Annotated in this window: 12 protein-coding genes; 6 read left to right on the top strand and 6 right to left on the bottom strand. The window is 63.0% G+C overall.

What is annotated here, in order from left to right; genetic code table 11:
• Nucleotides 1-2 precede the first annotated feature (2 nt).
• Nucleotides 3-1,613, top strand: coding sequence for a gamma-glutamyltransferase family protein (locus PCOSP_RS15940; RefSeq protein ID WP_464708977.1), 1,611 nt, complete (start codon nucleotides 3-5; stop codon nucleotides 1,611-1,613).
• A gap of 28 nt (nucleotides 1,614-1,641) precedes the next feature.
• Here the strand turns inward: PCOSP_RS15940 and PCOSP_RS15935 are convergent, their stop codons facing one another.
• From PCOSP_RS15935 to PCOSP_RS15925, 3 genes are all read right to left on the bottom strand, one after another.
• On the bottom strand, nucleotides 1,642-2,904 hold the full coding sequence (locus PCOSP_RS15935) for an MFS transporter (RefSeq protein WP_464708975.1): 1,263 nt from the start codon (nucleotides 2,902-2,904) through the stop codon (nucleotides 1,642-1,644).
• A gap of 92 nt (nucleotides 2,905-2,996) precedes the next feature.
• Nucleotides 2,997-4,199, bottom strand: coding sequence for an ROK family transcriptional regulator (locus PCOSP_RS15930; RefSeq protein ID WP_464708973.1), 1,203 nt, complete (start codon nucleotides 4,197-4,199; stop codon nucleotides 2,997-2,999).
• Nucleotides 4,200-4,263: 64 nt separating this feature from the next.
• Nucleotides 4,264-4,536, bottom strand: a complete 273-nt coding sequence (locus PCOSP_RS15925) for a hypothetical protein (RefSeq protein ID WP_464708971.1) — start codon at nucleotides 4,534-4,536, stop codon at nucleotides 4,264-4,266.
• Between the two features lie 66 nt (nucleotides 4,537-4,602).
• On the opposite strand from PCOSP_RS15925, the gene PCOSP_RS15920 reads away from it, so the two are divergent.
• From PCOSP_RS15920 to PCOSP_RS15910, 3 genes are read left to right on the top strand one after another with little or no spacing between them, the layout of a single operon-like run.
• Nucleotides 4,603-5,799 (top strand): APC family permease, encoded by a 1,197-nt coding sequence (locus PCOSP_RS15920; RefSeq protein WP_464708969.1) that lies wholly within the window; start codon nucleotides 4,603-4,605, stop codon nucleotides 5,797-5,799.
• A gap of 9 nt (nucleotides 5,800-5,808) precedes the next feature.
• The gene (locus tag PCOSP_RS15915; RefSeq protein ID WP_139642973.1) at nucleotides 5,809-6,816 is read left to right on the top strand and encodes an ROK family protein; all 1,008 of its coding nucleotides are present in this window, start codon (nucleotides 5,809-5,811) and stop codon (nucleotides 6,814-6,816) included.
• A gap of 20 nt (nucleotides 6,817-6,836) precedes the next feature.
• Entirely contained in the window at nucleotides 6,837-7,865 is a 1,029-nt protein-coding gene (locus PCOSP_RS15910; RefSeq protein WP_139642970.1) for an SIS domain-containing protein, read from the top strand.
• Between the two features lie 42 nt (nucleotides 7,866-7,907).
• On the opposite strand, the gene PCOSP_RS15905 is transcribed toward PCOSP_RS15910, so the two are convergent.
• From PCOSP_RS15905 to PCOSP_RS15895, 3 genes are all read right to left on the bottom strand, one after another.
• A complete protein-coding gene (locus PCOSP_RS15905; protein ID WP_464708966.1) occupies nucleotides 7,908-8,471 on the bottom strand; it encodes a cytochrome b in 564 nt (187 codons plus the stop codon).
• 105 nt (nucleotides 8,472-8,576) lie between these two features.
• On the bottom strand, nucleotides 8,577-10,031 hold the full coding sequence (locus PCOSP_RS15900; protein ID WP_175385033.1) for an aldehyde dehydrogenase family protein: 1,455 nt from the start codon (nucleotides 10,029-10,031) through the stop codon (nucleotides 8,577-8,579).
• 43 nt (nucleotides 10,032-10,074) lie between these two features.
• Nucleotides 10,075-11,451: an aspartate aminotransferase family protein gene (locus PCOSP_RS15895; RefSeq protein ID WP_175362693.1), complete on the bottom strand. Its 1,377-nt coding sequence runs from the start codon at nucleotides 11,449-11,451 to the stop codon at nucleotides 10,075-10,077.
• A gap of 206 nt (nucleotides 11,452-11,657) precedes the next feature.
• On the opposite strand from PCOSP_RS15895, the gene PCOSP_RS15890 reads away from it, so the two are divergent.
• On the top strand, nucleotides 11,658-12,620 hold the full coding sequence (locus PCOSP_RS15890; RefSeq protein ID WP_464708964.1) for a helix-turn-helix domain-containing protein: 963 nt from the start codon (nucleotides 11,658-11,660) through the stop codon (nucleotides 12,618-12,620).
• A 312-nt stretch (nucleotides 12,621-12,932) separates the two neighbouring features.
• A complete protein-coding gene (locus PCOSP_RS15885) occupies nucleotides 12,933-14,381 on the top strand; it encodes an APC family permease (protein WP_464708962.1) in 1,449 nt (482 codons plus the stop codon).

Raw genomic sequence — 14,381 nt, 5'->3', positions numbered from 1 at the left:
TCATGTTGAAATTTTCTGCTCACGAGTACCCGTATCCGTCGCAACGCCAGAGCGTCTTTGCCCGTCGTGGCATGGTCGCCGCTTCTCAGCCACTGGCCGCGCAGGCGGGTATCGAAATCATGCAAAAGGGCGGCAACGCCATCGATGCTGCCATCGCCACGGCGGCGGCGCTGACCGTGGTGGAGCCCACCGGCTGTGGTATTGGCGGTGACGCCTTTGCCTTGGTCTGGTGCAAGGGCCAGCTGCATGGCCTCAATGGCAACGGGCATGCACCGGCATCCCTGAACGTCGAAGCAGTGCAGGCGGCCGGCCATGAACGCATGCCGCTCTACGGCTGGACGCCGGTGACGGTGCCCGGTTGTCCGTCGGCCTGGGCCGAGTTGTCACAACGCTTCGGCAAGTTGCCCTTTGCCGATTTGTTGCAACCGGCGATCAGCCTGGCGCGGGGTGGCTTTGCGGTGTCGCCGGTGGTCGCCCATCAATGGCAGATCGCCGTGAAGGAGTTCACGCCCCATCGCGATCCGGTGCTGGACGCGTGGTTCGATACCTTCCTGGTCGAAGGGCGCGCGCCGCGGGCAGGAGAGATCTTCTGTAACCCCGCCCAGGCCCGTACCCTCGAAGAACTCGCCGCCACTCGTTGCGAAAGTCTTTATCGCGGTGCCCTGGCCGAGCGCCTGGATGCCCATTCCCGCGCCACCGGTGGCTACCTGCGCAGCACCGACCTCAAGGACTATCGCGCTCAGTGGGTGGAGCCGATCCACGTCAACTACCGAGGCATCGATGTCTGGGAAATCCCGCCGAGCGGGCAGGGCCTGGTGGCCTTGATGGCGCTGAACATCCTCGAAGGCTTCAGTTTCGATCACCGCGACAGCCAGCAGACCTGGCATCGCCAACTGGAAGCGATGAAGCTGGCCTACAGCGATGGCCTGCACTACATCACCGACCCGCGGCACATGCGCGTGGCGGTGGCCGATCTGCTGAGTGAGACATACAGCGCCCGGCGCCGTGAACAGATCGGCGAACAGGCCCAGCCGCCCGCGCCCGGCGATCCCCACGCCAGCGGCACCGTGTATCTGGCGACCGCCGACGAAGAAGGCAACATGGTTTCGTTCATCCAGAGCAACTACCACGGCTTCGGCTCCGGGGTGGTGCTGCCCCACAGCGGTATCGCCCTGCAGAACCGCGGGCAGGAATTCAGCCTCGACCCGACGCACGCCAACTGTCTTGCGCCGGGCAAGAAGACCTTCCACACCATCATCCCCGGCTTCCTCACCCAGAACGGTCAGGCCCTTGGTCCTTTCGGCGTCATGGGCGGCTACATGCAGCCCCAAGGGCATGTGCAGATGGTCATGAATCTGGTGGACTTCGGCCTGAATCCCCAGGCGGCCCTGGACGCGCCGCGCTGGCAGTGGCTGGGCGGGATGAAGGTCGGCATCGAGCACGGCGCGTCACCGGACCTGGTCAACGCCCTGGCGCGCCGCGGCCATGAGGTGCAGGTCAGCAGCGACCTGACCGACTACGGTCGCGGACAGATCATTCTTCGCGATCTGGTCAGTGGTGTGCTGTGCGGCGGGACCGAGCCCCGGGCGGATTCGCACATCGCAGTCTGGTAACCCAGGGGCGGGCAGTGATCCGGGAGGATCAGGTGGCGGCCCTCGGGGCGGTTCCTGCCGGCGCAAGCTCTTTCGCACCGGTCGAGTGATGCCGGGTCTCCGGCATCGCCAGCAACAGCAGCAAGAATGCGACCCCGGCGACCGCCGCCAGGGTGACAAAAGCCGCATCGTAGCCGGCACTGTGCACCACCCATCCCGCCAGGCCAGGGCTGAGTGCCGCACCCAGGCCGAACACCGCGGACAACGCCCCCAGGCTGACATTGAAACGCCCGGTGCCTTGGGTCAGGTCCTTGACCACCACGGGAAACAGCGCGCCGAAGATACCGGCGCCGACGCCGTCGAGTAACTGCACCGCCACCAGCCAGTAGGGGGCGTTGGAGACCACGTACAGGAGCCCGCGCAGGGGCAGGATCAGGAAGCCGACCAGCAGCAGCGGCTTGCGCCCCCATCGGTCGGCCTTGGCGCCGACCAGGATCGCCATCGGTACCATCACCAGCTGTGCGGCGACGATACAGGCAGAGGTCAATGGCGTGGCCATCTGCAGGTTGACCAGCGCCAGCTTTTGACTGACCAGCGGCAGCATGGCGGCGTTCGCCAGGTGAAACAGTGCGCAGCACACCGCGAACAAGCACAGGGGCCGGTTGCTCAACAACACGCTTAGCCCGGATGGATGCCCATGGCCGCCGGTCGATGCCGGGTTAAAGCCGCGGGCCACGTCATGATCGATGGCGTTGGCCGAGACCAGGCTGGCGGCAATGATGCTGCCCACCGTCATGACCGCCATCAGATAGAACACCGCCACCGGCCCGAACAGATAAGCGAAACCGCCGGCCAGCAATGCCGAGCAAGCATTGCCGGCGTGATTGAAGGTTTCGTTGCGCCCGGTGCGGCGGGTGAAGGCCTGTGGACCGGTGATGCCCAGGGAAATGGCGGCGATGGCCGGGGCGAATACAGAGCCGGCGATGGCGCTGACGGTCTGGGTCAGGGCGACCAGTGTGAAGGCACTCATCCATGGCAGCAGCAGGCAGCTGCCGGTCACCAGCAGTGCGGCGACAATGACCACTGTCCGTTTCGCGTGTGTGCGGTCGAGCAGCGCGCCCGCCGGGGCCTGGGCCAGCAGCGCAGCGACACCGGCGAGGGTCATCACCAGGCCGATACTGGCCGGGTCCCACTTGTGCACCGCCAGCAGGTAGATCGCCAGATAGGGACCCAGGCCGTCACGCACGTCGGCGAGGAAGAAGTTGAGGCTATCCAGCGACAGCTCGTTGCGACGGTTCTTGACGGTGTCCAAGTGCGCAGTCTCGATAGGGCAGGAAGACGTGGGCGCATTGTGTCAGTTCCCGGCCCATCCGCGATGAATTCCTGCCTGCCCTTTGCCCGGGATTACAGGGGCATCTTCAACAGCGCCTCATAATCGGGGCTGATTTCCGCCAGGATCATCAGGGCCGCGGCCCCGACCGCAACCGCGTCGGGACCGGCGGAGCCCAGTTGCACGCGTGGATACTGGCGGTCCGCGCGGCTGCTGATGGAGCGACTGAGGGGTTCGAGCCTGCGGATCAGTTCCTTCAGCAGCGCTTCGGGCAGGAAACCGCTGATCAGGATGGTCTGCGGGTCGAGCAAGGACTCCAGAATGTTGATGGCCTGGCGCAAGGCTGGGGCCGCTTCGTCAAGCCAGGCGTCGATGGCGGCGCTGACATGGGGATCGTCCATGTCCTCTGCCGACAGGTTCTGATCGGTGTCGCGGCCCAGGTGTTCCATCAACGCCGCGATGGAGATGTAGCGTTCCAGGCAGCCCTGGTTGCCGCAGGAGCAGGCCTTGCCATTGGCAATCACGGTCATGTGGCCGATTTCGCCGGCGTTGTGCCAATGGCCGGCATACAGGCGATTTCCCAGGTACATGCCGGCACCCAGGCCGCTGCCGATGAACAGGTGGACGAAGTTCTGCACTTCGCTGGCCAGGCCGTGCAGGCGTTCACCCATGGCGGCGCAGGTCGCATCGTTCTCGATCAATACCGGCATGCCGGCCAGTGGCTGCAAACGCTGGGCGATGTCCGGCCCATCCCAACCCGACAGCGCTGTCGGGCCCACCGAGGAAATACCTTCGACGTTGAAGGGGCCGGGCAGGGCGATGCCGGTGCCGATGAAACGACCGCTGGGACGCTGCCGGCGGAAGTCTTCGATGACCTGCAGGATCAGCGGAAGGGCTTCGTCGTAGGTCGGGTAACGGACCGGCAGGGTCACTTGGGCAAGGGTTTCGCCCAGCAGGTTGAGTAGCACGCCAATGATGCAGTGTTGCTCGACATGAAAACCGATGGAAAAGCCGCCTTCGGGGTTGATCGAGAGCGGCACCGCCGGCTGGCCCCGCGCGCCTTTTTCCGGGGTATGGCCGAGCAGCATGCCTTCGCTTTGCAGCTCGCTGACGATGTTGGACACCGTCTGTGCCGTCAGCGAGGTCAGGCGTGTCAGGTCGGCACGGGTCAGGCGTCCGGCCAGGCGAACCGCTTCGAGGATCACTCGACGGTTGTGCTGGCGAGAGTGTTCGGCATTGGTGCCGGTGGTGGTCATGGGGCTGCTGGTGGTTTTCATCGGGGAATCATCGCGGTTGGGGATTAATTAAATCAAGTTGAATTAATATCTCCGCTGTGATTTTCTAGTGCTGCCCCGGCTCATGGCCGGGGCGATGCCCATAACAATAAGGTCCATGCGACAGACGCCAGTTGCTGGCATGTATGACTTCAAAACCTGCCCCAACCGCACTGTCCATCCACACGAGGTCGTCATCGATGAATGCGCCAATTCCCGCCGGGCAAAGTACGTCGGCTATCCGTCGCAAAATAGGTTTGTTTCCCGCTGTTACGCTCAACATGAGCCAGATGTGCGGCGTGGGTCCGTTCATCACGATTCCGGCGATGATCGTCGCCATGGGCGGGCCCCAGGCCTATCTCGGCTGGATTTTCGGTGCGCTGCTGGCGCTCTGCGATGGTCTGGTATGGGCCGAACTCGGTGCGTCGTTGCCGGGGCGGGCGGTACCTATGTGTATCTGCGAGAAGCCTTTGGCAAGCGCACCGGCAAGCTGTTTCCGTTTCTATTCGTATGGACGGCGATGCTGTTCATTCCGCTGATCATGTCCACCGGCATCATCGGTTTCGTCCAGTACCTGAGCTGGTTCTGGCCGCAGATGAGCCAGACGGCGGGCAACGTCATCGGCCTGGTGCTGATCTGGGCCATCGTCCTGTTGTTGTGGCGCAAGATCGAGTCGATTGCCCGGCTCAGTATCGTCCTGTGGGGCATCATGCTGGTCAGCATCGGCGCCTTGATCGTGGCCTCACTCTCGCACTTTCATGCCGACCTGGCGTTCAGCTTTCCCGAAGGCGCGTTCAACCTGGTCGACAGCGGCTTCTGGTTCGGCATGGCCGGCGGCCTGACCATCGGCATTTATGACTACCTGGGCTACAACACCTCGGCGTACCTGGCTGGGGAAGTCGAGCAGCCCGGCCGCGTGATCCCGAAATCCATCGTTCTGTCGATCCTGGGCATTCTGTGCATCTACCTGTTGATGCAAGTGGGCGTACTGGGGGTCGTGGATTGGCACCGCATGCTCGATCCGGACTCGGCGGCGTACAAGTCGGTGGCCTCGGTGGTACTCAGTGAGACCTGGGGCGAAACGGCTGCCGCAGTCGTCACCGTGCTGATCCTGATTACCGCGGTGGCGTCGGTGTTCGCCGGTTTGCTGGGCGGTTCCCGAGTGCCGTTCGAGGCGGCGAACGACAAGGTGTTCTTCGGCGTATTCAGCAAGACTCACCCCAAGCACCAGTTTCCCACCTACGGCATCCTGAGCATGGGTGTGCTGACCTCCGCGGGCTTCATGATCGGCCGTTTGACCGACCTCACCACGTTGATCCAGTTGCTCACCACCGTGATGATCCTGGTGCAGTCGCTGTCGCAGATCGTAGCCTTGTTCGTGCTGCGCAAGACCAAGCCGCACCTGGCCCGGCCCTACAAAATGTGGCTGTACCCGGTGCCTGCGGTGATCGCTTTGCTGGGCTGGGTCTATATCTACTTCGCCTCCAATCACAACGCCCCCGGTGCCTACCCGATCCAATGGTCGCTGGTGTGGGTGGTGGCGGGGGCCGTGGTGTTCCTGTTGTGGGCGCGGATGCAAAAGCTCTGGCCGTTCGAGAAGTGAGACTTACCCATGTACCAGCCGTTTGAATCATCCGGCCGCGACGTACCCCGGCAGGGGTTGCTGCTGGCTATCGACGTGGGGGGCACCAAGACCCACGTCGCCTGTTACGACATCGCCAGTGGGCAGTTGCGCAGTGACATCGTCGCGACCCATGCCGACGGCCTCCATGGCGTCGCTGCGCTGGAGCGTATCCTCGATACGGCGCGGGCCTGCGCCGAGGCTTTCCAAGACGCTCCGCTGCTGAGCGTCGCCGCGGTGTTCCCCGGGGTCATCCGGGGCCACACTTTGCTCATGGCTCCGAACACGCCCGGGCTGGATGGGCTGGACCTGCACGGGCTGATCGTTCGAGGGCTCGGATGCCCCTCGGTGTTGCTGGACAATGACGTCAAGGCCGGCGCCCTGGCGGAAGCCCGTTGGGGGGCGTTGCAGGGCATCGACAACGCCATCTACCTGAACCTGGGCACCGGGTTGGCGGCGGCGGCCATCGTCAATGGACGGTTGCTGCGTGGGCACAATGGCGCGGCGATGGAGATCGGCTACCTGTTGTCGCCGTTTCTCGACAGCGAAGACCCGGGCAAATGGCGCACTCATGCCGAGGGCGCCGCGCCGTTGGAAGAGCTGTTTTCCGGCACCGCGCTGGGCGAGCTTGCCCGGCAGTTGCTCGGTGAAGGCCACCAGGCGCTGGATCTTTTTTCCAGTGGCGATGCGGCGGTGCACAGGGCACTGCGCGAGCGCATCACGGCCTGCGCGGTGCAGGTCGCCAACGTCGCCGTCGCCCTGGATGTGGAGCGCATCGCCATTGGCGGTGGACTGTACCGCCAGGCCAGCCTTTTGAAACCGCTCATCAAGGACTTGATCGACCGGATCGTACCGTTCGCGCCGCAGGTGGTGGCGGCCCGGTTTGCCCAGGACGCACCGCTGTGGGGAGCCCTGAGCATGGCTATGGAAGCCGCTCATCTTGAGCAGATCGATCAGCGAGCGATCGCTGCCACGCTTGAACCTGTGGCCATCCCTTGAACCGGCCTCTGGAGAAATTGATGTCGTTGATGCATATCGAAACCCTGTCCATTCCAGACATTCTCCAGCGCATGCTGGAGGATGATCACGCCCTCCAGGCGCTTGCGCAGGCACTGGCTGCGGACGTTCCCGACTTGATGATCACCGTGGCACGGGGCAGCTCGGATCATGCCGCTGCCTACTTCGGGCATGCGCTGATGAGCCAGGTGGGTGTGCCGTGCCTGTCCATTCCGTTGTCCCTGGTCAGCCTGCAACGAGCGCCATTGCGCCTGAAAAATGCCTGGGTGGCGGCCTTCTCTCAATCCGGCAAAAGCCCTGACCTGATCGACAGTGTCGAACGGCTCCAGCAACTGGGGGCGAAAGCCGCGGCCTTCGTCAACACCCCGGCGTCTCCGTTGGCGCAAGTCTGCGACACACCGCTGCTGTTGCCCGCCGGCCTTGAACAGAGCGTGGCGGCGACGAAAAGCTTTGTCGCCATGCTGATGGCCGGCGTTCAACTGACGGCGAGCCTGGCGGCCTCATTGACAGGCAGCCGTGCATTGTCAGATGCATTGCCGCCTTTGCCGACCCAGATGCGGGCCGCCGCCGAACATGACTGGTCCAAGGCGGTGGCATTATTGACCGCGGCCGACAAAATGCTGGTCATCGGCCGCGGCAGTGCGTTGCCGATTGCCCAGGAAGCCGCCCTCAAGCTCAAGGAAACCAGCGGCATCCAGGCCGAAGCGTTTTCCAGCGCGGAGGTGCGTCATGGGCCGATGGAGATCATCGAGCCGGGTTATCCCGTGTTGGTGTTTGCTCCCAGTGGACCCGAGCAGGCCGGCACGCTGGCGTTCGTCGATGACATGCGCAAACGCGGCGCGAACGTGTTGGTTGTCGCGCCCTTGGGCACGGCAGGGCTCGACCTTGCAAGCGAGCCCACCGGACACCCGCTGCTGGAGCCGTTCACCATGATCCAGGGGTTCTACCTGATGGCCGCCCGACTGGCCGAGGCTCGGGGGCGCGATCCTGACCAGCCGCGGTTCTTGAAGAAAGTGACCGAGACGCGGTAAGGCGGGGCATGGCCATCAGCGGGCAAGCAAACCCGCCAGCAATCACAGCATGCGACGCAACACGTCTTTGTGCGGATCCCGGTCGAGGAACCGATGCTTGAGGGCGCCGGCGATGTGCAGCAGAATCAGGACGAGCAGGGTATAGGCCAGTACTTTGTGCAGCCATTGGAACACGACGAACCAATCGTCATTTTTCGGGAGCAGCTCCGGGAGGTTGACCCCGAAAAAGAACACCCCGTCGCTCATCGTGTAGGTGCTCGACATGGAGTAACCCATCAACGGCACGATCACCAGAAGCCCATACATGACCCGTTGCACCAGGTTTGACATCACCTGCTCAGGGCCGGTCAGCGTGTGCAGCGGCCTCGGCAACCTGGGCGTCATGTAGCGCAGGGCGATCTGGACCAGCACCACCAGGAACGTCAACACCCCGAAGGATTTGTGCCAGGGGTAATAGAGCTCGTACTTGCTTGCCACTTCGTCATTCATCCCGGTCATGTGCCAGCCTGCCCAGAGGAGGCCGGCTACGAGCACGGCGCGTACCCAGTGCAACAGCAACAGGGACGTCGGATACCGATCAATTATCTCTTGATTTGTGGTGTTCATCGCAGTCGCCTCATCAATCGTCAAAGACATCGGGAACGCACTTGAACCACCACCCTCGACACCTCTCAGGGTTTGGAGGGTAGTTAGCTCAGTGCAATATTGTTCTCAGGCCGGTAGCAGTACGGTAATGACCTTCTCCTCGGTGTAGGCCAGTGCGCCGCTGAACCCTCCTTCACGGCCAATACCGCTGTCCTTGACGCCGCCCCAGGGCAGGTTGGCGTCCAGCGGGCTCCAGCAGTTGATGCCTACGGCACCGGCCTTCACCGCTGCGGCCACGCGATGGGCTCGCACCAGGTCGCTCGTCCACACCGTGGCCGCGAGGCCGTAGCTGGAATCGTTGGCCAATGCGACAGCTTCTTCCTCAGTATCGAAGGCAATCACCGTGCCGACCGGGCCGAAAATCTCGTCCCGGGCGATTGCCATGTCATTGCGGGCATTGGTGAAAATCGTCGGCCGCACGAACCAGCCTTGCTCAGGGTTCGATACACCGCCGGCCAGCAGCGTAGCGCCTTGATCGATGCCCAGTTGAATGTAGCGGTTGACCCGATCGAACTGCGCCTTCTTGGCCACCGGTCCCATCTGCACATCGGGCTGCCGAGGGTCTCCCACCTTGACGGCACACGCGGCATTGGCAAGCGCTGCGGCGAAACGCTCCGCGAGGCTGCGCTGGACCAGGATGCGCGAACCGGCAGCACAGACCTGGCCCTGGTTGGCGAACAGGCCGAGGGTACAACCAAACAGTGCATCGTCGAAGGAGGCGTCATCGAAGACAATCTGCGGGCTCTTGCCGCCCAGCTCCAGTGCCACGCGCTTGAACAGCACACCGGCAGTGCGCTGGATCTCGCGTCCGGCCTCGGGGCTGCCGGTGAAGCTGATCTTGGCGACATCCGGGTGCTCGCACAGGGCTCGGCCGACTTCATTGCCGTAACCGGTGACCACGTTGATCACACCGTCGGGAAAGCCCGCTTCCTGGGCCAGGGCCGCCAGGTGCAGGGCTGACTGCGGGGTCTCTTCCGATGGTTTGATCACCACGGTGCAACCTGCCGCCAGCAACGCGGCGAGTTTCCAGACCGTGATCATCAGCGGCGAATTCCAAGGCACGATGGCCCCGACCACGCCCACCGGCTCGCGTACCGTGTATGAAAGAGTCTTGGTGCCAAAGTAGCCGCCGGAGGGGATGGTGCGGCCTTCGAGCTGATTGGCCCAACCGGCGGCGGCACGCAGGTTGGCGAGCACGTTGGGGATGTCCAGGCGACGCGGTTCGATCGGCGAGCGACCGATGGCGTCGGCGTCCATGTCGGCAAGCAGGTCGGTATCGCGCTCCACCAGGTCCGCCAGTTTCAGCAGCAGCCGGCCGCGCTGGGCACCGTCGAGCTTGCTCCAGGCGCCGCCTTCAAGCTGCTTGCGGGCGGCCGCCACGGCGCGGTTCACGTCCTCGGCCGTACCGCGCGCGGCGCTGCCGTAAATCTGTTCCGTCACGGGGTTGATGAGGTTCGTTCGACGGCCGTCGGAGGCCTCGAAGGAGCCGCCTTCGATGAAGTGATTCAGATGCTGTGTCATGTTTGGATCCATGAATGTTGTGCAGTGGTCAGGTAGACCCGTTTCATGCCTTGAGCGAGGCCAGGGCGTCGCCGAAGATGTCCAGCGCCTTGAAGAACAGCGAGCGCGAGATCGTCAGCGAAGGCATGACACGCATCACGTTGCTGTAGCGACCGCAGGGGATCATCAGCACGCCGTGGTTCAGCAGGTAGCCCATGAGTTGGCCGATCTTGGCGCCTTCCAGCGGTGCCTTGGTGGCCGGGTCTTCAACCAGTTCGATGCCGATCATCAGGCCGCGGCCGCGCACCTCACCCACGAACGGGCTGTTAAAGCCACGGATACGCTCCTGCGCTTCCAGCCCCAGGGTGTGCGCACGGTTGAGCAGATCGAGCTCCGGATCCTGCAGGATGCTGATGTTGGTCAGCGCCACGGCGGCGGACAACGAGTTGGCAGCGAAGGTGTTGGGCACCGAGCCGTCAGGAATCGCGGCAGCCAGGTCCGAGCGCATGATCAGGCCCGCCATGGGCAGGTCGCTGCCGATGCCTTTGCCGAACGTCAGCATGTCGGGCTTGACGCCCGAGTGCTCGACCGCCCACATTTTGCCGGTACGGCCGGCGCCGGACTGTACTTCGTCGACGATCAGCAGCGCGCCGCTGCGGTCGCAGGCCTTGCGCAGGAGCTGCAGGAACTCGGGTGAAGGGGGCACGTAGCCGCCTTCGCCCTGCACCGGCTCGACGATCACGGCGGCGACGTCATCGGCGGCGGTGTAGGGGGTGTTCAGCAAGTAGTCGACGTAATCGCCGGCGATCTGCTCGGCGCTTTTGTGAGTGGTGTCGAACGGGAAACGGTAGGCGTAAGGGTAGGGCGCGTGAATGACGCCCCCCATCATGGCGCCATAGCCCTTGCGGTAAGCCGTACCTGTGGTCAGCGCGCCCGATGCGTTCCAGACGCCGTGGTAGCCTCCATGGAAGGCGATGATCTGGTGCCGCCCGGTGATGCGCTTGGCGAACTTGACCGCGGCCTCCAACGCGTCGCTGCCGCTTTGGGTAAAGAACGTGGTGCAATCGCCGCGCAAGCCATCGGGCGCGATCTCGGATATCTTGGCTGCCAGCTCGGTGCGTCGGGTGCTGTTGATTTCCAGGGCGTGCATCAGCACTTCGGACTGTTCGCGGATGGCCTGCACCACTTTCGGGTGGCAGCGGCCCACGCTGCTGACGCCCACGCCGGCGGACAGGTCGATGTAGGTGTTGCCGTCCGGGTCCTTGAAGGTCGCGCCGAACGCCCGGTCCATGGCCACGGGCATGCGTCCGCCGCCGCGGGCCATGGACTCGGTACGCGCCGACAACGCCAGGGCCTCGCGGGTCATGGGACCGGGGAGGGTGCTGGAAATAATCCGCGGGGCATCCGCGAAGTGGAGGGATTCAAGTTTGGCTTCACTCATGACGGTTTCTCTGGATCTCGGTTGGAGTGCGCCGATCATCTCTAGCGCGAGTCCCCAGGCGGTAGCCCGAATCGGCACATGGGTGAATTGCGCTGAAAGTGGTGAGTGATATTCCGCTATGGGATTTTGCGAAATTCCTTTAATGTGCGAATATCGGTCAAGAAGGCAGGATAAGAACAATAATATTTGAGAGGCTTTCGCATATTATGAGAAATGTTCACGTAGATCACTTTCGCGACGTCCACCTCCATGCCGCTACCGTCCAGGAGTGGAGTCAGGACTACAACCAGCTCACCGCCGGTTCGGCCGAAAGTACGCTCATGCAACTGACCACCGCCCATTGCCATATCTTTCGTGAGCAGATCAACCAGCGCGTCGTGCAGCACGGCGTGGCCCCCCGCGGCAAAATGTGTTTTGCAGTGCCAATCAATGTCCCTGGCGCGATTCGGATGCAAGGGCGCGAGGTGGATGACAGCAGCCTGTTCTTTCTCCACGGTGGCGAAGAGTTCATGTTCCATATGCCGATGGGCATGGAGCTGCTGTCCATCACCTTCGAACGGGAATTGTTCGAGCAGGCGCTGGCGCAAACGGCTTCGGCAAAGGAAATCAGCCAACTGCTGCGTCAACCGGTGATCAGGGTTTCCACGCCGCACTTCGCGCAGGCGCGTCGGCGGTTGCTGGCGATATTCTCCCAGGCCCTGGTGAACGAAGAGCTCGACAATGTGTGGGAACAGGAGCTGGAACAGGCGATGCTCGGCGAGATGCTGCAGCTCATGACCGATCCGGCCTGCGACAAATACCAACGCACCACGAGCTCCACCCGTAGCTTCATTGTCGAGAAATGCCACCGTCTGACCACTGCCGAAATGAACAACGTGCCCAGCGTGGACGAGTTGTGCCAGCGCTTGCAGGTGAGTCGGCGTACCGTGCAGAACAGCTTCCGTGCGGTGGCCGAGACGACGCCGCTGAACTATCTGCGCTCCGTCAGGCTGAACGGTGTACGCCGCACCTTGATGTCCACCCAGGCGTCGCATCTGTCGATTGGCGATGCCGCTGCCCAGTGGGGCTTTTATCACCTGAGCCACTTCGCGGCGGAGTACCAGGAACTGTTCGCAGAGTTGCCGTCCCATACCCAGCGCGCAGCCATTCCCGATTGCGCCCTCGCCTGAGCAACACAACCCCTGTGGCGAGGGGATTTATCCCCGCTGGGCTGCGTAGCGGCCCCCATAAGGCTGGTGATAGTTGGCTGATACTCCACAAAACAGGGTTTGGGGCTGCTTCGCAGCCCAGCGGGGATAAATCCCCTCGCCACGGTTTTTGTGAAAAGAGCCGCCTGATGACCGATTTGGGTTAGTGCGACATGGATGGGCAGGCATAGGATCGAACCCGGCGTGCAACAAAAACAATAAGCCATTCGGTGCCGGTGGACGGATGACTGCATCGATCCCACAGCGACTGCCTCATACAGAAAGGTCAAGCACATGAGTGTATCTCTCCCGGTCAACAGCTCCACGGAGCTCAAGCGTGGTGCCCTGGGTGTCGGCTTCATCATTTTCTTCGTAGTGTCGGCGGCGAGTCCGTTGAGTGTCATCGCCGGTGGTTTTCCCATTGGCATCATGCTGGGCAACGGTGCCGGTACACCGGCGTTGCTGATCCTGGCTCTGCTGGTGTTGCTGATGTTCTCGGTGGGTTACACCACCATGTCCCGGCACGTCACCAATGCCGGTGGTTTCTATGCATTCACCTCCCGCGGCCTGGGTGGCCTGGCGGGTGGCGCGGCAGGGGTGTTGGCGATGTTTGCCTATAACATCCTCCAGGTGGGGCTGTACGGCATGTTCGGTGGCGTGGTCAGCGGCACCATGGCCAGCGTGTTCGGCCTGGAACTGACCTGGTGGGCTTATTCGCTCATGGCCATGGCCAGCGTCGCGATCCTGGGGTATCGCAAGATCGATCTCTCGGCCCGGGTGCTGTCGGTCATCGTGATTGCCGAGTACCTGGCGATCCTGACCCTGGATTTCGCCATCCTCAGCACGGGCGGTGACAGTGGCGTCAATCTCGACGCATTCGATCGCAGCCATGTGTTCAGCGGCACACCCTCGATCGGCTTGCTGTTCTGCTTCGCCGCGTTCATCGGCTTCGAGGCCACGACCATCTACGGCGAAGAGGCCAGGAACCCGCAACGGACCATCCCGATTGCCACCTACTGCTCGGTACTGCTGATCGGCGGGTTTTATGCACTGTCGGTCTGGTCGATGGTGGTGGGTGTGGGCGCGGACAAGATCGTGCCGATGCTGCAGGCCTTGCAGGACCCCACGACCTTCATCTACGGCATGTCCGATCACTTTGTCGGCCCACACCTGACCCAGATTATCCGGGTGCTGTTCATGGTCAGTATCTATGCCGGGCTGCTGGCCTTTCACAACGCAGCCGCCCGTTACTTCTACGCCATCGGACGCGACGGCCTGTTGCCGCGCCAACTGGGGACGACTCATCGCGTCCACCAGAGTCCCCATATGGGCTCTGTCTTGCAGAGCTTGATTTCTGCGGTGGTGGTGCTGATTTTCGCCGCCATGGATGCCGATCCGATCCTGCAGTTGTTTGCCTGGCTGTCCAACCTGGCCACGCTGTGCGTGATCTTGCTGATGGCGCTCACGTCCGCCGCGGTATTTGCCTTTTCCCGCAGCCACCCCGAACTGAGGCTCGGACTCTGGCGTGGGGGGATCTTTCCCGCGCTATCCTGCCTGGTCCTGTTGGCGGTCCTGATCATCGCGGTGCTGCATTTCGATGTGCTGACAGGCGCCAGCCAGACCTTGTCCTATGGCCTCTGCGCGATTATTCCCGCAGCTTTGCTGGCCGGAGTGTTCCTGGCGGCTCGACTGCGCAAAAGCGCCCCGGAGCGGTATCTGGCATTGGGGAGCCACAAGCTCTAG

This window comes from Pseudomonas sp. MAFF 730105 (genome assembly GCF_055380705.1).
This window is presented reverse-complemented; position numbering and strand designations above follow the sequence as displayed.